Below are 17,790 nucleotides of genomic sequence, written 5' to 3'. Positions count from 1 at the left end.
CCCTAGCCTCCCGTGCTTCCGCCCTTGGCGCTGCCGCCGAAGCCGCCGCGGCTGACCGTTCCGCCCTTGGAGCTGTAGCCGGTGGAGGCCTTGGCGCCGGAGGGGACGGTTTTGCTGAAGCTGGGGTAGGCGGAGCGGTTCTGGCCGATGCCGGGGACGCTGGCGCCGCGAGAGTAGAAGTACCAGGCGTAGATGCCCGAGCTGCGGCCGGCGGTGCTGCTGTTGCCGCACTGGGAGTCGTCCACGCGCTCGCCGGTCTCGTCGTTGAAGCAGACCTGGGCGTAGTCGGCGTCGTCGCCGCCGCTGGAGACCATGGCGGTGATGGTGCCGGCCAGCAGCGCGGTGACACCGAGGCCGACGACGACGGTGCGGCGCTGGGAGCGCTTCTTCCGCGCCGCTGCGGCGCGCTCGCGGTCCCGCTCGAACGGATCGAACACGGCGGTGGGGCCGGCCTCCGCCTGCCCCTGAGCCGGTGCGGGGTTGGTACCGGCCTGATCCAGCAGTTCGGACCGGAGTTCGGGCTGGGGGACCTGCCAGGGTGGCGGCTTGGGACCCTTCCCGGGCGTGGTCGCGTCGCCTTGATTGGCAGCCTTGTCAGCGGCCCGGTCGCCTGCCGGCTCCCCGGGCTGGTCCGCGGCGCTGCGCCCGCCGTCGTGCGTGTCCATGCTTCCCCCTGCGTGGTTGCTTCTCCGAATGGCGGGCCTGCGTCGGCCGGGACGGCCCGGCACTCCGGCGGACCGCGGAATTCTGAAAGCCAGCCTAACCGGCAAACAGCCGGTCCGCAGCGGATTCGACCGCTCAAAAACCCGGCCGCGCTGTCCCCGCGCCGGCCTACACTGGTGCCATGGAAACCGCATCTGTGCTTGCCGTCTGCGTGGTGCACCAGTTGCTCGGCGATGAGGGACGGCTGGGCGTCACCGCCATCGACAAGCGCCCGGTCCAGGGCCCGGTCAAGGTCCACCGGCTGGGACTGCGCGGCGACGTGCAGGCCGACCGGCTGGACCACGGCGGCGAGGACCAGGCGCTCTACGCCTATTCGCAGGACGACGCCGACTACTGGGCGGAGGAACTGGGCCGGGACATCCCGCCGGGGTACTTCGGCGAGAACCTTCGGGTGGCGGGCCTCTCCGCTACGGATGCGGTGATCGGCGAACGCTGGCGGATCGGGCTGGACCTTGAGGTGGAGGTCACCTCGCCCCGCGTTCCGTGCAGCACGTTCCAGCGCCGGGTGGGGGAGCCCCACTGGGTCAAGCGCTTCACCGAGGCCGGCCGGGTGGGGTCCTACCTGCGCGTGGTCAAGCCCGGCACCATCCAGGCCGGCGACCACATCCACCGGCTCTACGTCCCGGCGCACGGCGTCACAGTCGGCAAGTGGTTTGCCGACCCCACCCCCGAGGACGCGGACGCCCTGCGGGACGCCGAAGCGGACGGCTCCATCCGGCTGCAGCCCGAGTACCACCGGATGTTCGAGAAGCTGCAAGCCGGCCGCATGGCCTGAAGCGGGCCGTAGCCGTAGGCCTGCGCCGTGCCTAAATACGCCTTGGCCCTGGCCCCGACGGCCGGTGTGCGCAAGCTCACCGCCGTCGTCGTCGTTCTCCGTTGGCGCCCGTGCGGGGCCATGGCCTACACTTGAAACATCCCCCACTCCGGAAATCCCTAATTCCTGCCCAATTTTTGAGGCAGGACTGGTAAGTGTTGGGGCCCGCCATTGTGAGCGGGCATTTTCATAGGGAGAGCCGGCTAAAGAAAACGCTGTACAGACTGCTGGGATAGCAGCCAAGAGATGCAGCGTGAAGTCCTGCCAGGGATTGCGAAAGCGCCGGACTTCTGTGACCGGCCGGTCAAAGGATGCCCGGCGTTAGTGCGTCACGCGTTCTGCGGCTCCGCTCACCTCGGGTTGTGCCGCTTGGCCCCTATGGATGAGGAAGAATCACCTATGCCCGAAAATCAGGACCACTCCGTCGACACCGAAACCGCCACCGCGACCGGTACGAACGATGTCGAGACCACCGAAGCCACTGCCGCCGGGACTCCGGCCGAGCAGCCCGCTGAGAACGCCGGCCAGGAAGAAGAGGGCGTCAAGTTCGTCGACCTCGGCATCGATGGCCGCGTCCTCGCCGCCCTGCAGGACGTCGGCTACGAGAAGCCGTCCCCGATCCAGGCGGCCACCATCCCGCTGCTGCTCGAGGGCCGTGACGTCGTGGGCCTCGCCCAGACCGGTACCGGCAAGACCGCAGCCTTCGCGGTGCCGGCCCTGTCCCGGCTCGCCGAACTGCACGACCTGAACGGCCCGTCCCGCAAGACCCAGGCCCTGGTGCTTGCCCCGACCCGTGAGCTCGCGCTCCAGGTGGCCGAGGCCTTCACCTCCTACGCCAAGCACATCGACGACTTCACCGTCCTGCCGGTCTACGGCGGTTCCGCCTACGGCCCGCAGCTGGCCGGCCTGCGGCGGGGCGCCCAGGTTGTTGTCGGCACCCCCGGCCGCGTGATCGATCACATCGCCAAGGGTTCCCTGGACCTGTCCGAACTCCAGTACCTGGTGCTGGACGAAGCCGACGAGATGCTGCGCATGGGCTTCGCCGATGACGTGGAGCAGATCTTCCAGCAGACCCCCGAGGGACGCCAGGTTGCCCTGTTCTCCGCCACGATGCCCGGCCAGATCCGCCGGATGTCCAAGCAGTACCTGAACAACCCGGCCGAGGTGCAGGTCAAGTCCAAGACCACCACCGGCGCCAACACCCGCCAGCGCTACCTGCAGGTCATGGGCCCGCACAAGCTCGATGCCATGACCCGCATCCTCGAGGTCGAAGAGTTCGACGGCGTCATCGCCTTCGTGCGCACCAAGATGGCCACCGAGGACCTCGCCGACAAGCTCCGCGCCCGCGGCTTCCAGGCTGCCGCCATCAACGGCGACATCCCGCAGCAGCAGCGCGAACGCACCGTCGACGCGCTCAAGGAAGGCCGGATCGACATCCTGGTCGCCACTGACGTCGCCGCCCGCGGCCTCGACGTCGAGCGCATCAGCCACGTCATCAACTACGACATCCCGCACGACACCGAGTCCTACGTGCACCGGATTGGCCGTACCGGCCGCGCCGGCCGCTCCGGCGAGGCGATCCTGTTTATGACGCCGCGCGAGAAGTACCTGCTGCGCTCGATCGAGAAGGCTACCCGCCAGCCGGTGGAGCAGATGCACCTGCCCACCGCCGAGACGGTCAACACCCTGCGCCTGGGCAAGTTCGCGGACAAGATCACCGAGACCCTCGAGTCCGAGGACGTCGCGGCGTTCCGTGACCTGATCTCCTCCTACGAGGAAGAGCACGGCGTACCCGCCGCGGAGATCGCCGCGGCGCTGGCCGTCATGGCCCAGGGCGGCCAGCCGCTGCTGGTCAAGGAACTGCCCGCGGCTCCCGAGTACCAGAAGCGCGAACGCTCCAAGGACGGCTTCGGCTCCCGCGGACCGACCCGCACGCTCACCGAGGGCAACGCCACCTACCGGATCGCCGTCGGACGCCGCCAGCGCGTCATGCCGGGCTCGATCGTGGGTGCCATCGCCAACGAGGGCGGCATCTCCTCGGCCCAGATCGGCGGCATCGACATCCGCTCGGACCACTCCCTCGTGGAGCTCCCGGCGGACCTCAGCCCCGAGCAGCTGAAGGCCCTGTCCCGCACCCGGATCGGCGGCGAGCTGATCCACCTGGAGCTGGACAACGGCCGGAAGCCCTCCGGGGACCGCGGCGCAGGCCACGGCGGCCGTGGCGGCTACTCCGGCGGCAGCGGCAACTTCAAGGGCAGCGGCGGCTTCAAGCGCGAGTTCCGCAAGAACGACGGCGGCGAGCGGTCCTCAGCGGACCGCGGCGGCCGCTCCTACAGCGACCGTTCCGAGCGCAGCTTCGGCGACCGCAAGCCGCGGACCGAGGGCGGTTTCAAGCCCCGCAACAAGTGGTAACCACCTGTAGCTAAGCACTACCCGGACGGGCCGGCTCATCGCGAGCCGGTCCGTCCTTTTTTGTTCGCCCACAGAGGCCCGGTCCGGGTGCAACGTAGCCTTCGTCACATCCGGGCCTGAAGGGGTCCCGCCGTCGTTGTTTCAGAGGTCCCGGGTGCCGCTGCATCCGCTTCCTGGCGCGGATTTTGGGGGTAGCGGGCCGCCGGCTGCGCCGATTTGTTGGGAGCGGAATCTTCCGGTAGAGTATTTACTCGTTGCCCCCCTAGCTCAGTGGTAGAGCGCGTTCTTGGTAAGAACGAGGTCACCGGATCGATTCCGGTGGGGGGCTCTGAATGAGGGCCTGCGTCAAGGCGGTTTTGACCGGCTTGACGCAGGTTTTTCTCATTCGTGGCGGTGTAGCTCAGTTGGTTAGAGCGCACGACTCATAATCGTGAGGTCGGGAGATCGAGCCTCCCCACCGCTACCAGATAAGGCCCCCGGAATCTCAACAGTTCTGGGGGCCTTTTTTGTCGGGACTCGAGCCTCGTGACGGGCCTCCCCCGCACCGGCAACACAGTCCGGAACTTCGCGGTCTCGGTGCCCTCTTTGTGGGTGTGCGACTGAATTTCTCGTAATGTTGACGGTTGTTGCGTGACTGGAGCTGTCGGACTGACGCTTACACGCGCTCCAGATTATTTTTTCCCAAGCTAGCAGTTTGTATGGTCGGGTCCGCCCATGGGACGCGGCTACTACCACGGAGCGATGAGGTGTGGGCCTCAAGCTGCGTCGAAAGGAACTATGTCAGTTTCGGTTTCCCGCCCAGGCGGCCCTCCCGCACCGCTCCTTCGACGTGATGTCGTCAGCACTCGGAGACGGGGTTTCAGGACCGACATCCAAGCGCTCCGCGCTCTGGCCGTGGGCCTCGTCGTTCTCAACCACTACTGGGCCCAGCGCGTTCCGGGTGGGTACGTCGGCGTCGACGTGTTTTTCGTTATTTCCGGTTACCTGATCACGGCCCATCTGGCCAAAGAACTGCGGGCAAGTGGCAGGATCCGGCTCGCGGCCTTCTACGCCCGTCGGGTCAGACGCCTTATTCCGGCCGCCCTGCTTGTGTTGATTTCATCCGTCCTGCTTGCGGGAGCTTTTCTTCCCTACACGCGCTGGAATGCAACAGTGCAGGAGGTTCTGGGAAGTACGTTCTACGTTGAGAACTGGCTCTTGGCCGCCAAATCTGTCAATTACTCTGCAATGAACGACTCTGCCACGGTTGCGCAACACTTCTGGTCGCTTTCTGTGGAGGAACAGTTCTACCTTCTGTGGCCGCTCGGTCTGATGGGTCTCTATGTGGCGGCCCGGAAGGCGTCCAAGTCCCCGGAAGCTGTCCTGAAAGCGGCGGTCGGCGTCGTTGCCGCGGGAGGGCTAATCTGCAGCGTTTATGTTACGGCCGTGGCACCCAGCGAGGCGTACTTCGTCACTCATGTCCGGGCGTGGGAGTTCGGAGTCGGGGCGGCCGTCGCTCTGGCTGGTTCCATCCCGACGCTTACGCTGCGGGTTCGCAACCTCGCAGCACTGGCGGGTTTTGCCGTCATTCTGGCCAGTGCCGCTTCATTCGGCCGCAACACCCCGTTCCCGGGATGGACCGTCGCCCTCCCCGTACTAGGAACGGCATTAGTGATTCTTGCTGGATCCGACGGCGCACGGATGTGGCATGCACGAGTGACGGCGAGTTCTCCTGTTCAGTTTCTCGGGACAATTTCTTACTCAATGTATTTGTGGCATTGGCCGCTCATTGTCGTCGCGCCCTTTGTCCTCGGCGCGGAACCAGGTACTGGAGCGAAGCTCGGTGTGCTATTCATTGCGCTCGTGCTGGCTTGGGCCACCAAGCGCGTGGTGGAAGACCGATGGATCGAACCTCAGCCGAGCCGGGGGCGCGTCCGAGTCGTCTTCTTGTCCCTGACGGCTGGAATGGTCGCCGTTGCTCTGGCAGCTTTTGGACTGGGCCTTCTGAGTGTGGAGAAGTCGAACGAAGCCAAGGCGCTGGCGGACAGGCTGGCCGCGAATCCCTGTCACGGCCCTTCGGTGATGAACCGACAGGCGGACTGCGGAAATCCCTTCACGATTCCCGTCACGTTGCCCAACATGGGTCCTCAGAATTCCTACGCTCAATTCCCTGATGAGTGCCCTACAAACGACAACACCCTTAAAGACGGACTGCAGGGCCACCCTGCCTCCTGCGATCTGTCCGCCGGGGACCCGAAGGCTGAGACCGTCTGGCTGGTAGGAGACTCCCACGCGCAGCAATGGCAAACAGCCGTCTTCGAGTTGGCTAAGAAACGTCACTGGAAGCTGAAGTGGAGCTACTTCGGTGGCTGTCCACTTGTCGACGCCCCTTACGCCGGATACCAAGGCCAAGCAGCCGACCCGGCGAAGAAAGCCAGCTGCGAGAAATGGAGCCAGACCGTAGCCACCGCGGTGGAGCGGGACCGGCCAAGCAAGGTCTTCGTCAGCATGTTTGCTTCCGGAGAGCAGATTGACGATGGCACCGGTAGGAGCCAGCCAGCTCAGTACGCAGACGGGGTAGTCAAATACTGGAAACGATGGCTGGACGCGGGGGCCACAATTTTGCCAATCTTTGATCCTCCCCAGAATGGCGCAGTGCGCAGCCCGGATTGTGTGTCGATCCACGCATCAGACCCCGCGACTTGTGCAGTGGCCAAGGATCGGGCGCTCCCACCCGACCCGCTCCGAGCAGCAGTCGACAGAATTCAGAGCCCCCACGTGCGTCCCATAGATCTGAACGCTTACTTCTGCGACGACAGCAACTGCTATTCGGCCATCGGAGGGGTGTCTATCTATTACGACCCGGACCATCTCAACAAAGAAGTCCTCTCCGGACTGGCTTCCGCATTTGCCGATCAGGTCGGCTAGGTCTCCCCGACGTGATAGCGCAAAGGGTGCGATGGTCGGCGGGGTGGGACAGAATGGAACGATGACGAAAATTGCGATCATCGGCGGCCACGGCAAAGTGGCCTTGAAACTATCCGGCATCCTCACCCAGGACGGGTCCCAGGTGACCTCGGTCATCCGCAACCCCGAACACCGGGACGACGTCGCCGCCACCGGCGCCACCCCCCTGGTGCTGGACGTGGAAAACTCGACGACGGCGGAGATCGCCGCGGCGCTGGACGGCCACGACGCCGTCGTCTGGTCCGCCGGAGCCGGCGGCGGAAGCCCGGAACGCACCTACGCCGTCGACCGTGACGCGGCCATCCGCTCCATGGACGCCGCAGACCAGGCCGGCGTGCGCCGCTACGTCATGGTCTCCTACCTCGGCGCCGGGCCGGACCATGGCGTCCCCGAGGACAACAGCTTCCACGCCTACGCCGAGGCCAAGGCGGCTGCCGACTCCCACCTGCGCCAGAGCGGCCTGGACTGGACCATCCTGGGCCCGGGCTCGCTGACCGACGGCGAAGGCAACGGCCTGATCGAAGCCAACCCGGCCGACACCTCCGACGGGACCGGCACCGCCCGCGCCAACGTCGCGCTGGTCGCTGCCGCCGTGCTGGCGGAGCCGAAGACCGCGGGACACACCATCGAATTCCGTGACGGTTCGACTCCCGTGGCGGACGCCCTCAAGTCCCTGGTCTAGGCCGTACCGATCCCCGGGCCCGGGGGCGCAGGCGCGCCCCCGGTAGGGTGGTAGGGGCTCCCGGCCGCGCCGCAATGGCAATTGCGCCGACGGGCCGGCAGCAATCACCCCGGGGAAAGTGAGCACATGGATCTTTTGGCCCTCATTATTGGACTACTGCTGGCCACCGTCGTGGCCGTGGGTCTGGGGGACCGGCTCCGGCTGCCCTACCCGGTGCTGATGCTGATCCTGGCCGTGGCACTGACCTTCATCCCCGGCTTCCCGGAGGTGGACATCACCCCGGAGCTGATCCTGCCGGTCTTCCTCCCGCCGCTGCTCTTCGCCACCGCGCAGCGCAGCTCCTGGGCCGTCTTCCGGGTCCGCTGGCGTACCCTGCTCATGCTCGCCGTCGCCCTGGTGGTGGTCTCCACCGCCGTCGTCGCGGGGGCCGCCTGGCTGATGATTCCGAGCATCGGCATCCCCGCCGCCATCGCCCTCGGGGCCATGGTGGCACCCCCGGACCCCGTCGCCGTGGATTCCATCGCCGGCCGGGTCCACATGCCCCGCCGGCTGATCACCGTGCTGCAAAGCGAGGGCCTGTTCAACGACGCGGCGGCCATCGTCATCTTCCAGGCCGCCGTCGCCGCCTCCGTTTCGGGCACCAAGCTGGGGCCCGACGTCGTCCTCCAGTTCGCGCTCGGCGCGGCCCTTGCCGTGGGGGTCGGGATTGCCATGGGCTGGCTCACCGGCCTGGTCACCCGGCTGGTGCAGTCCATGGTGGCCCGGAGCGCCGTCACCCTGGTGGTGCCGTTCGCCGCCTACATCCTCGCCGAGGAGCTCCACGCCTCTGGCGTCATCGCAGTCGTCGTCACCGCCCTCGAGGTGCAGCGGCACTCACGGCCGCAGGACGCCGCCGAGCGGATCACCCGCACCGCCTTCTGGGACGTCGTGGAACTGCTGGTCACGGGCCTGGCGTTCGGGCTGGTGGGCCTGGAGATCCGGCAGGTCATCCACGACGAAGGCACGGCGGTCCTTGGCATGGCCGGCACCGCAGCGGTGATCTGCGTCCTGGTCTTCGCCGTCCGCTTCGGCTGGCTGGCGCTGATGTCTGGCCTGGCCCGCAGCGGCAAGAACACGCTGCGGCCGACCTCCGCCAAGGAGGTGCTGATCCTCACCTGGTGCGGCATGCGCGGGCTGGCCACCCTGGCCCTGGCCCTCGCGCTGCCGCTTACCCTGGAGGATGGTACACCGTTCCCGGCCCGCAGCGAGCTGCTGGTCATTGCCTGCGCCGTGCTGCTGGCCACCCTGGTGCTTCCCGGGCTGACGCTGCCGTGGCTGATGCGGGTGCTGAAGGCCTCGGAGGACGGGTCCGTGGAGCGGGATGCCGCCCGCCTTCTGGCCGCCCGGGCCCAGCAGGCCGCCGTCGCCGCCCTGAAGGACCATCAGCTGATGAAGGAGCTGCCGCCGGAGAAGGTGGCGCTGGTGAAGGAGAAGATGACCCGCCTGCACGCCGAGCTGCTCGACGGCAGCCTGCGCAACGAAAGCCTGGGGGACAAGCGCAAGCGTGGCCGGGAGCTGGCGATCGCGGTTCAGACCATCGCCCTGGACGCAGCCCGCCAGGAAGTCGTGGCCGCCCGGAACGAACCGGATATGGACCCCGAGGTGGCGGACCGGGTGCTGAGGCAGCTGGACCTGCGCACCATGACCATGCCGGAGTAGCAGCAGCCGCTACATCACCAGCCGCAGGTCCAGGGCGTTCGCCTCGACGTAGTCCAGGGCGTGCCGGACGGCTCCGACGGTCACGATCGTATCCCCCAGCGTGGACACGGTGACTCGCGGGGGAGTGGCGGTCAGGGCCGGCAGGGCGGCACTAATGCCGGGCAGCAGCGCGCCCGCGGAATCGGCGACGGCGCCCCCGATCACCACCTGCTCGGGGTTGATGAAGCTCGCGATCGCGGCGATCACCCGGGCCATCCGCTCGGCGAGGCGGTCGAGGATCTCCAGCGCGGCAGCGTCCCCGGCCGCGGCGTCGGCGAAGACCCGCCGGGCCCCCGCCGGACCGCCGCCGGTGGGACCCCCGGCCTCCGCCTGCCACGTCCTGGCCAGGCTCGCGATGCCCGCGCTGGAGCCCACGCCCTCCACGAGGGACAGGAATCCCATCTCCCCGGCACCGCCCGCCCGGCCATGCAGCAGCCGGCCCGATTCCAGCACCCCCGCGCCGAGGCGTTCACTGGCCAGCAGCACCACCAGGTCTGCCACCCCGGCGCCGGTTCCGCGCCAGCGTTCGCCCAGGGCCGCGAGATTGGCGTCGTTCTCAAGCCGCACCGGCCAGCCGTGCCGTTCGTGGAGGGCGGAGCGGAGCCCGACGTCGAACAGGGTCCAGAAGTGCTGGGCGGCGAGGACGGCACCCTCCCGGTCGACCGGGGCGGCGATGCCGGCCGTCACCGCCAGCACCTTCTCCGGGGTCTGGCCGGCCTCCCGGAGTGCGTCCAGGCAGGCCCGGTCCACCACGCTGACGCGCTCCGCCGCCGGGATGTCCGTGGCCCGGAAGGCCGCACTGGCCCGGCCGAGGACGGTGCCGCGCAGGTCCGCGACGGCCGCCGTCGTGGTCCCCGCGCCGATGTCGACGCCGAGGACGACGCCGGCGCGGGCATTCAGTTCAAAGCGCCGCGCGGGCCGGCCCTTGCGCGGTTTGCCGGCGGCGGCGGAGGGGGAGGCGCCTTCGCGGGCCGGGGTGTCCAGCTCCCTTAGCCAGCCGCTCCGGACGAGGTCCTCACACACGGCGATCACGGTGGCACGGGTGAGTCCGGTGGCTGCCATCAGCCCGGTGCCGGTGGCCACCTCCGTGGTCCGGACGGCGGCGAGAACCGCCTGGGCGTTGACCCGGCGGAGGGACTGCGGCGTACCGGCGGCGTGCGGCTGCGGAATCTTGACCTCCCTGTAACGCGGCACCCATAATTGAGCGGTAATAGATTTAGTTTCTATCTAAATTATGCTGTCCAAAGTATCAGACCCGGCTCTCAAAAGGACTTCACTTGTCGAACACCGCCACGCTGGCCACCCTGTCCGGATCCGACGCCGCCGCCGACCCGAACTGGTGGCGCCAGGCGTCCGTCTACCAGATCTACCCGCGCAGCTTCTCCGACTCCAATGGCGACGGCATCGGTGACATCAAGGGCATCACCGCCAAGGTCCCGTACCTGAAGGCCCTCGGCATTGACGCCGTCTGGCTCTCCCCGTTCTACCCGTCCGCCCTCGCCGACGGCGGCTACGACGTCGACGACTACCGCGACGTCGATCCCAAGCTGGGTAACCTCGCCGACTTCGACGAGATGTCCGCCGCGCTGCACGCCGCCGGGATCAAGCTGATCGCCGACATCGTCCCGAACCACTCGTCCAACCGGCACGAATGGTTCAAGGAGGCCCTTGCCTCCCCGCGCGGCTCGGATGCCCGCGAGCGTTACATCTTCCGCGATGGCAAGGGCGAGAACGGCGAGATCCCGCCCTCGGACTGGGAATCCGTCTTCGGCGGCCCCGCCTGGGAGCGCATCACCGAGCCCGACGGCACGCCCGGCCAGTGGTACATGCACATCTTCGCCAAGGAACAGCCGGACCTGAACTGGTCCAACCGCGAGATCCGGGATGACTTCCTGAAGACCCTGCGCTTCTGGTCCGACCGCGGCGTGGACGGCTTCCGCGTCGACGTCGCCCACGCCCTAACCAAGGACCTGACCGAGCCGCTGCTCTCCAAGCTGGAACTCAGCGAGGCCAACACCGGCACCGACGGCTTCATCGACGGCTCGCACCCGTTCTGGGACCGCGACGAGGTGCACGAGATCTACGTCGAGTGGCGCGAGGTCTTCAACGAATACAACCCGCCGCGCACCGCCGTCGCCGAAGCCTGGGTCCACGCGAGCCGCCGCGCCCGTTACGCTAGCCCGCAGGGCCTGGGCCAGGCGTTCAACTTCGACCTGCTGCAGGCCGACTTCGACGCCGACGAGTTCCGCGAGATCATCACCCGTAACCTCGCCGAGGCCACCGAGTCCGGTGCCTCGTCTACGTGGGTGTTCTCCAACCACGACGTCGTCCGGCACGCCACCCGCTACGGCCTCCCGCAGGGCGGCGGCAAGCACGCCAAGGGCCAGGACGGCAAGGGGTGGCTCCTCGCCGGCGCCCCCGCCGAGGAACTCGATATCGAACTCGGCCTGCGCCGCGCCCGGGCCGCCACTCTGCTGATGCTGGCGCTGCCCGGCTCTGCCTACCTGTACCAGGGCGAGGAACTGGGCCTCCAGGAAGTCGGCGAAATCCCGGACTCCGAGCGTCAGGACCCCACGTTCTTCCGCAACAAGGGCGTCGAGATCGGCCGCGACGGCTGCCGTGTCCCGCTGCCCTGGGAAACCGAGGGCAGCTCCTTCGGCTTCGGCGCCGGACGTGCCCACCTGCCCCAGCCCGAATGGTTCGGCCGCTACGCCGTCGCCGCCCAGGACGGCCAAGAGGGCTCGACCCTGGAGTTCTACCGCAAGGCCCTCAAGCTCCGCCGTGAGTTGCAGGCCTCCGAGGAACTGGAATGGGTGGAGAACAGCGACGCGGGTGTCCTGCACTTCCGCCGGCACGACGGCTGGCAGTCGGTGACGAACTTCGGCTCCGACGCCGTCGACCTGCCCGCCGGTGAGGTCCTGATCAGCAGCGGACCCCTCGACGGCGGCCGGCTGCCCGGCAACACCACCGTCTGGCTGCGGTGAGTGCCGAAGAAGTGCCCCCCGTCAAGGAACTGAACCCCGTCCAGGAACTGATTTATGGCTGCATGGGTCTGGGCGGCAGTTGGTCGGCGGAGCCGTACACCTCTGCCGACGTCGATCAGGCGGCGGCCGCGGTTGATGCCGCCCTGGAGGCCGGCATCACCCTGTTCGACCATGCCGACATCTATCGCGGCGGCAAGGCCGAGGCGGTGTTCGGCGAGGTGCTGGCACGGACGCCGGGCCTGCGCGAGCGGATCCGGCTGCAGACCAAGTGCGGGATCCGGCTGGGTGACAACGGACTCGACGCCTACTACGACCTAAGCGGCGAGGCGATCCGGGAACGGGTCAACGGCAGCCTGGCCCGGCTCAAGACGGACTACGTGGACGTGCTGATGCTGCACCGGCCGGATCCCCTGCTGGATCCGGCCGAGGTGGCCTCCGCCGTCGGCCGCCTCATGGCCGAGGGCAAGGTCCGCTCGGTCGGCGTGTCAAACATGTCCGCGGCGCAGATCGAGCTGCTGCAGGACCGGCTGGAAGCACCCGTCGTGGCCAACCAGTTGGAGATGAGTCTCGGGGCCCGGGCCTGGCTGGAGAGCACGGTCCTGGTGAACCACGCCGACGGGACGGACTACAGCTTTCCGCACGGCACCGTGGAGCACTGCGTCCGCCGTGGCATCGGGCTGCAGGCCTACGGGGCGCTGGCCCAGGGCCGGTATACCGGGGCGGCCGGCGGTGGGGATGCCGCCGCAAGCGCGACGGCGGAACTCGTCGCCGCGATGGCGGCGGAGAAGGGCACCACCGGCGAAGCCGTGGTGCTCGGCTGGCTGATGAAGCATCCGGCCGGCATCTCTCCGGTGATCGGCAGCGCCAACCCGGAGCGGATCCGCGCCTGCGCCGGTGCGGCGGACGTGGCCGCGGCCATGACCCGGCCCGAGTGGTACCGGCTCTGGATCACCGCCCGCGGCAGCAACATCCCCTAACCCATCCCACGGGCCGGCAGGCGAGGCTCTTACAAGCCCCATCTGACGGCCCGTGGGCGGCGGGAACGTGATTTTGGTCGTAATGGTCGCCCGGAACCGGGGTAGTACTTGGCGGCCGGACGTTCCGGGCGGCTAGCGTAGAGGCATGACCTCTACGACCACCGCCGGGATTGTCCGGCCCCAACGCAATGTCCCGGCCGAGATCGCCCGCTCCTGGCTGCTGGTCAACGCCATGAAGCCGGAGCTGTTCACCGAATCCTCGGAGTCCCGCGCCGACGCGATCATCCTGGACATCGAAGACGCGGTGGACCCCTCCCAGAAGGACCAGGCCCGGCAGCACGTCGTCGACTGGCTGACCGCGGGCGGCAACGCCTGGGTCCGGATCAACGACGCCACCAGCCCGTTCTGGGCCGACGACCTCGCCGGCCTCCGCGGCACCCCCGGACTGCTCGGCGTGATGCTGGCCAAGACCGAGTCCGCGGACCAGGTCACCGAGAGCTTCCACCGCATGGACGGCAAGACCCCCGTCATCCCGCTGGTTGAGTCCGCCGTCGGCATCGAGGAAGCCAACCACATCGCCAAGGCCCAGGGCGCGTTCCGCCTCGCTTTTGGCTCCGGTGACTTCCGCCGCGACACCGGCATGGCCGCCACCCCGGAGGCCATGGCCTACCCGCGCGCCAAGCTCGTCGTCGCCAGCCGCGTCGGCAACCTGCCCGGCCCCATCGACGGCCCCACGGTGGGCACCAACCACCCGATCCTGCGCGAGCAGACCGGCATCACCGTGATGATGGGCATGACCGGCAAGCTGTGCCTGGCCATCGACCAGACCCATGTCATCAACGAGGTCATCAGCCCGACGCCGTCGGACGTCGCCTGGGCCACGGACTTCATGGCCGACTTCGAGGCCAACGGCCGCGTCATCCGCGACGGTTCCGACCTGCCGCGCCTGGGCCGCGCCGAGAAGATCATGAAGCTCGCGGTAGCCTTTGGGGTGCAGCCGGCCCTGTAGCCGCGCCCGACCCGTCAGGAGACCCCGTGACCCATGCCAACGAGCTGGTTCACGGGGTCTTTTGGGATCAACCGGAGAATCCCCGCGCCGCCCTGCGCGTCCAGGACGCCGCGGGCGGCTTCCGGGACGTGGAGCTCGACGCCGGAACCCGGCTCGGGTTCCGGATCTCCGTCCCCGGCAAACACTGCCTGGGCCACCACAGGGTGCACGGCCCGGCCGAGCGGGACCACATCCCCTGCCCACGGAACGCTCACGCCGAGCGCGGAAACCAGTGCGGCCCCTGCTTCGCGGCGGACGATTCCCGCCTGATCCACGACTTCCACCGCGGCGGCCGCGTCCCGCCCGGCCTGCGGGCCTACCTGATGCAGCCGCACTGGCTCTACGTCGCCTCCTTCGCCCACGGCGCCACCAAGGTGGGCACGGCCTCCGCGCTCCGGAAATGGCACCGGCTCGCCGAACAGGGCACAGTGGCGGCACGGTACATTGCCCGGGCCGACGACGGCCGGATCGTTCGGCTGCTCGAGGACCTGGTCACCCGGGACGCCGGCCTGCCCCAACAGATCCGGTCCGCCGCCAAAGCCGCCGGCCTGGCCGACCCGCGCCCCGCGGCCGAGATCGATGCCCGCAACGCCGAGGAAGCTCAACGGGCCAGGGCGCTGCTGAGTGTGGCCGGCGGCGACGGGTACGAAGTGGTGGACGAACCCTGGACCCGGCCTGCGCTGGCGGACCTGGCCTGCGGCCACAGCCCCCGGCACCCGTACCCGCACCCCCTCGCCGCCGACGCCCACGGCTTCACTATCCGGTCCCTGAGCGGCGGGATCGCCCTCGCCGGCCTGATGGACAACGGGCCGGAGTTCGTCGTCAACCTCGGAGACCTGAAGGGACGCCTGCTGGAAACCGGGGAGCACCACTCCGACGTGCCGGCGGTCCAAGAGTCGCTCTTCTGAGCCGGAGCCTCCACACCGGGGCCTCCAAACCGGGGCGGGCCGCCCGGTCCGGCCCCGTAGAATGGCAGGGTGCTGAACGAATTCTGGGCCACCGCGCCGACCCGCTACAAGGTGCTCGTCTTCGGAGCCATGGGACTGATCGCCGCCGGCATCATCCTCACCCTGATCGGCAACTCCACCGGTAACCAGGCGCTGTCCTTCACCGCCCTCGGCGTGATCGGCGCCGGCCTCATCCTGCACATCGCCGGCATGGTGGTCCGCGGCCAGGCGATCCGCAAAAAACTCCAGCGGTAGCGGCCGCTAGGCTGGACTCATGACTATTAATCCGGACCTGCAGGGACGCAGCTACCCTGCCGCAGAGGTGTACGACGTCGGCCGGGAAAAGATCCGCGAATTCGCGCGCGCCGTTAAGGCCGCCCACCCCGCCCACTTCGACGTCGAGGCTGCCCGGTCGCTGGGCCACGCGGACCTGGTGGCACCGCCCACCTTCGCCATCATCGTCGCCCAGCGCGCCGACGCCCAGCTGATCGCGGACCCTGCCTCCGGCATCGACTTTTCCCGCGTGGTCCACGCGGACCAGCGCTTCGTCCACCACCGCCCCATCACGGCAGGGGACCGGCTGGTCGCCGAGCTGCACGTCGACGGCGTCCGCGCCATGGGCGGAGGGGCCATGATCACCACCCGCGCCGAAATCTTCGCCGTCACCGGTGACGACGCCGGGGCGGATTCCGGGCAGCGCGTCCCGGTCGCCACCACCACCTCGTCCATCCTGGTCCGCGGAGAGGGACAGTAACCATGACCCCCACTTTCACAGAACTCACGGTCGGCCAGGACCTGGGCAGCCGCACCATCGAGGTCACCCGCACGGACCTGGTCAAGTACGCCGGCGCCTCCGGAGACTTTAACCCCATCCACTGGAACGAGGCCTTCGCCACCGGTGTCGGCCTGCCCGGCGTGATCGCGCACGGCATGTTCACCATGGGCGCGGCCGTCCAGCTCGTCACCGACTGGGCCGGCGACCCCGCCGCCGTCGTGGACTTCCAGACCCGCTTCAGCAAGCCCGTCCCCGTCGCGGACACCACCGGAACGCCCGACGCCGGCGCCGTGATCGAGGTCGCTGCCGTCATCGGCGCGCTCGACGCCGAGGCGGGCACCGCACGCGTGGACCTCACCGTCGTCTCGGGCGGCCAGAAGGTCCTGATGAAGGCCCAGGCCGTCGTCAAGGTGGCCTGACCCGATGGCGCTGCCGTGACGGTCGGAACCCCGCAGGCCACCGAGATCACCCGGTGGCGCAACGCGGTGGTCGCGGCGTACGCCTTCAGCGGCGTCGCCTTCGCCAGCTGGGTGTCCCGCATCCCCGCCATCCGTGACGGGCTGGACCTGACTCCCGGCACCGTGGGCCTGCTGCTGCTCTGCATGACGCTGGGGTCCTTCGTCTCCGTGTCCGCGTCCGGGCTGATCGTGCTGCACTTCGGGTCCAAGCAGACCATCCGGATCGGCAGCATCATGGTGGGCATCGGGCTGGTGATCGCCGGCATCGGCACCTCCATCCTGGTCAGCCCGCTCGCGGTCGCGGCCGGGCTGGTGGTGGTGGGCCTGGGCACCGCCAGCTGGAACACCGCCTCCAACGTCGAGGGGGCCGCCGTCGAGCGGGCTGTGCGCCGGCACATCATGCCGCGCCTGCACGGCGCCTTCAGCCTCGGAACGGTCGCGGGGGCCGGCGCCGGAGCGTGGGCCGCCGGCGCCGGGATCCCGGTCGCCTGGCACCTGGCCGCCGTCGGCGCCCTCGTCGCCGGATCCGTGGCTACGGCCGCAACCTGGTTCCGCGCTGACGTCACCCCTGTGACCGCCGACGAACCCTTCACCCCCGCTGGCCCCGATCCCTTCGAGGACCCGTCCACCGGGCCCATCCCCGTGATCAGCCAGGCCACCCAGGACGCGGCCGCGCCTCTGGACAACAAACGCCAGATCGCGCAGGCCTGGCGCGACCGCAGGACCCTGCTGCTGGGTGTGCTGGTCCTCGGCCTGGCCCTCGCCGAGGGGGCTGCGGGGGACTGGGTGGCGCTGGCGCTGGCCGACGGCCACGGCCAGACGCAGGCCGCCGGGGCCGCCGGGTACGGATTGTTCGTCACCTTCATGACCGTGGGCCGGTTCGCCGGAACCGTGGCGCTGGACCGCTTCGGCCGGGTCCCGGTGATGCGCTGGTGCGCCGCGCTGGCCGTCGGCGGCCTCGCCCTGTTCGTCTTCGCCCCGGTGCCGTGGCTGGCCTACGTGGCCCTCGCGTTCTGGGGACTCGGCGCGTCCCTGGGCTTCCCGGTGGGGATGTCCGCTGCGGCCGACGATCCCGTGCGCGCCGCGGCGCGGGTTTCCGTGGTGTCCACCATCGGCTACGGCGCGTTCCTCTGCGGCCCGCCGCTGCTGGGACTGCTGGCCGAGCACGTGGGAATCCTGCACTCCCTGCTGGCCGTGATGGTGATGCTGGTGGTCAGTTTCCTGCTCTCCCCGGTGGCGCGGAAGGCCGCCTGACTCCTGGCCCGCCGGTCCGGTGCCAGCCGCATT

15 protein-coding genes and 2 tRNA genes are annotated in these 17,790 nt (G+C 68.9%); 15 read left to right on the top strand and 2 right to left on the bottom strand.

Annotation, left to right across the window (positions count from 1 at the left end):
- Positions 1 to 2 precede the first annotated feature (2 nt).
- Complete coding sequence (locus AB0O44_RS01810) at positions 3 to 665, bottom strand: Tat pathway signal protein (RefSeq protein ID WP_364133482.1); 663 nt, start codon at positions 663 to 665, stop codon at positions 3 to 5.
- Positions 666 to 844: 179 nt separating this feature from the next.
- Between AB0O44_RS01810 and AB0O44_RS01805 the strand changes: the two genes are divergently transcribed.
- From AB0O44_RS01805 to AB0O44_RS01775, 7 genes are all read left to right on the top strand, one after another.
- Positions 845 to 1,498: an MOSC domain-containing protein gene (locus AB0O44_RS01805; RefSeq protein ID WP_364133479.1), complete on the top strand. Its 654-nt coding sequence runs from the start codon at positions 845 to 847 to the stop codon at positions 1,496 to 1,498.
- Positions 1,499 to 1,936: 438 nt separating this feature from the next.
- Positions 1,937 to 3,949 (top strand): DEAD/DEAH box helicase, encoded by a 2,013-nt coding sequence (locus AB0O44_RS01800; RefSeq protein WP_364133476.1) that lies wholly within the window; start codon positions 1,937 to 1,939, stop codon positions 3,947 to 3,949.
- A 256-nt stretch (positions 3,950 to 4,205) separates the two neighbouring features.
- Positions 4,206 to 4,277: transfer RNA gene (locus AB0O44_RS01795), tRNA-Thr, on the top strand.
- A 61-nt stretch (positions 4,278 to 4,338) separates the two neighbouring features.
- Positions 4,339 to 4,415: transfer RNA gene (locus AB0O44_RS01790), tRNA-Met, on the top strand.
- A gap of 248 nt (positions 4,416 to 4,663) precedes the next feature.
- Positions 4,664 to 6,856: an acyltransferase family protein gene (locus AB0O44_RS01785; protein WP_364133473.1), complete on the top strand. Its 2,193-nt coding sequence runs from the start codon at positions 4,664 to 4,666 to the stop codon at positions 6,854 to 6,856.
- A gap of 61 nt (positions 6,857 to 6,917) precedes the next feature.
- A complete protein-coding gene (locus AB0O44_RS01780) occupies positions 6,918 to 7,577 on the top strand; it encodes an NAD(P)H-binding protein (protein ID WP_364133470.1) in 660 nt (219 codons plus the stop codon).
- A 126-nt stretch (positions 7,578 to 7,703) separates the two neighbouring features.
- Complete coding sequence (locus AB0O44_RS01775) at positions 7,704 to 9,275, top strand: Na+/H+ antiporter (protein ID WP_364133468.1); 1,572 nt, start codon at positions 7,704 to 7,706, stop codon at positions 9,273 to 9,275.
- 9 nt (positions 9,276 to 9,284) lie between these two features.
- Here AB0O44_RS01775 and AB0O44_RS01770 read toward each other — a convergent pair whose 3' ends face one another.
- Entirely contained in the window at positions 9,285 to 10,508 is a 1,224-nt protein-coding gene (locus AB0O44_RS01770) for an ROK family protein (RefSeq protein ID WP_364133465.1), read from the bottom strand.
- Positions 10,509 to 10,591: 83 nt separating this feature from the next.
- Between AB0O44_RS01770 and AB0O44_RS01765 the strand changes: the two genes are divergently transcribed.
- The 8 genes from AB0O44_RS01765 to AB0O44_RS01730 all read left to right on the top strand — a co-directional run bounded on the left by AB0O44_RS01765 (position 10,592) and on the right by AB0O44_RS01730 (position 17,757).
- On the top strand, positions 10,592 to 12,298 hold the full coding sequence (locus AB0O44_RS01765) for a glycoside hydrolase family 13 protein (RefSeq protein WP_290255985.1): 1,707 nt from the start codon (positions 10,592 to 10,594) through the stop codon (positions 12,296 to 12,298).
- A gap of 29 nt (positions 12,299 to 12,327) precedes the next feature.
- On the top strand, positions 12,328 to 13,275 hold the full coding sequence (locus AB0O44_RS01760) for an aldo/keto reductase (protein WP_364134646.1): 948 nt from the start codon (positions 12,328 to 12,330) through the stop codon (positions 13,273 to 13,275).
- 145 nt (positions 13,276 to 13,420) lie between these two features.
- Positions 13,421 to 14,284, top strand: coding sequence for a CoA ester lyase (locus AB0O44_RS01755; protein WP_290255983.1), 864 nt, complete (start codon positions 13,421 to 13,423; stop codon positions 14,282 to 14,284).
- Between the two features lie 92 nt (positions 14,285 to 14,376).
- Positions 14,377 to 15,231 carry a DUF2797 domain-containing protein gene (locus AB0O44_RS01750; protein WP_364134643.1) on the top strand — a complete coding sequence of 285 codons (855 nt, stop codon included), beginning with the start codon at positions 14,377 to 14,379 and terminating at the stop codon, positions 15,229 to 15,231.
- A gap of 69 nt (positions 15,232 to 15,300) precedes the next feature.
- Positions 15,301 to 15,525, top strand: a complete 225-nt coding sequence (locus tag AB0O44_RS01745) for a DUF3188 domain-containing protein (protein ID WP_290255982.1) — start codon at positions 15,301 to 15,303, stop codon at positions 15,523 to 15,525.
- Between the two features lie 19 nt (positions 15,526 to 15,544).
- Positions 15,545 to 16,024, top strand: coding sequence for a MaoC family dehydratase N-terminal domain-containing protein (locus AB0O44_RS01740; protein ID WP_364133461.1), 480 nt, complete (start codon positions 15,545 to 15,547; stop codon positions 16,022 to 16,024).
- Between the two features lie 2 nt (positions 16,025 to 16,026).
- Positions 16,027 to 16,464: a MaoC family dehydratase gene (locus tag AB0O44_RS01735; RefSeq protein WP_364133458.1), complete on the top strand. Its 438-nt coding sequence runs from the start codon at positions 16,027 to 16,029 to the stop codon at positions 16,462 to 16,464.
- Between the two features lie 15 nt (positions 16,465 to 16,479).
- The gene (locus AB0O44_RS01730; RefSeq protein ID WP_364133455.1) at positions 16,480 to 17,757 is read left to right on the top strand and encodes an MFS transporter; all 1,278 of its coding nucleotides are present in this window, start codon (positions 16,480 to 16,482) and stop codon (positions 17,755 to 17,757) included.
- Positions 17,758 to 17,790 lie beyond the last annotated feature (33 nt).

This window comes from Arthrobacter sp. NPDC080082 (assembly GCF_040686595.1).
Classification (GTDB): domain Bacteria; phylum Actinomycetota; class Actinomycetes; order Actinomycetales; family Micrococcaceae; genus Arthrobacter.
Note: the sequence above shows the minus strand (reverse complement) of the source record. Positions and strands in the feature narration are given on the sequence as shown.

Bases quoted from the DNA above. Each gene is read 5' to 3' on its own strand.
- AB0O44_RS01810 (WP_364133482.1), bottom strand. From the start codon at position 665: ATGGACACGCACGACGGCGGGCGCAGCGCCGCGGACCAGCCCGGGGAG.
- AB0O44_RS01805 (WP_364133479.1), top strand. From the start codon at position 845: ATGGAAACCGCATCTGTGCTTGCCGTCTGCGTGGTGCACCAGTTGCTC.
- AB0O44_RS01800 (WP_364133476.1), top strand. From the start codon at position 1,937: ATGCCCGAAAATCAGGACCACTCCGTCGACACCGAAACCGCCACCGCG.
- AB0O44_RS01785 (WP_364133473.1), top strand. From the start codon at position 4,664: ATGGGACGCGGCTACTACCACGGAGCGATGAGGTGTGGGCCTCAAGCT.
- AB0O44_RS01780 (WP_364133470.1), top strand. From the start codon at position 6,918: ATGACGAAAATTGCGATCATCGGCGGCCACGGCAAAGTGGCCTTGAAA.
- AB0O44_RS01775 (WP_364133468.1), top strand. From the start codon at position 7,704: ATGGATCTTTTGGCCCTCATTATTGGACTACTGCTGGCCACCGTCGTG.
- AB0O44_RS01755 (WP_290255983.1), top strand. From the start codon at position 13,421: ATGACCTCTACGACCACCGCCGGGATTGTCCGGCCCCAACGCAATGTC.
- AB0O44_RS01740 (WP_364133461.1), top strand. From the start codon at position 15,545: ATGACTATTAATCCGGACCTGCAGGGACGCAGCTACCCTGCCGCAGAG.
- AB0O44_RS01735 (WP_364133458.1), top strand. From the start codon at position 16,027: ATGACCCCCACTTTCACAGAACTCACGGTCGGCCAGGACCTGGGCAGC.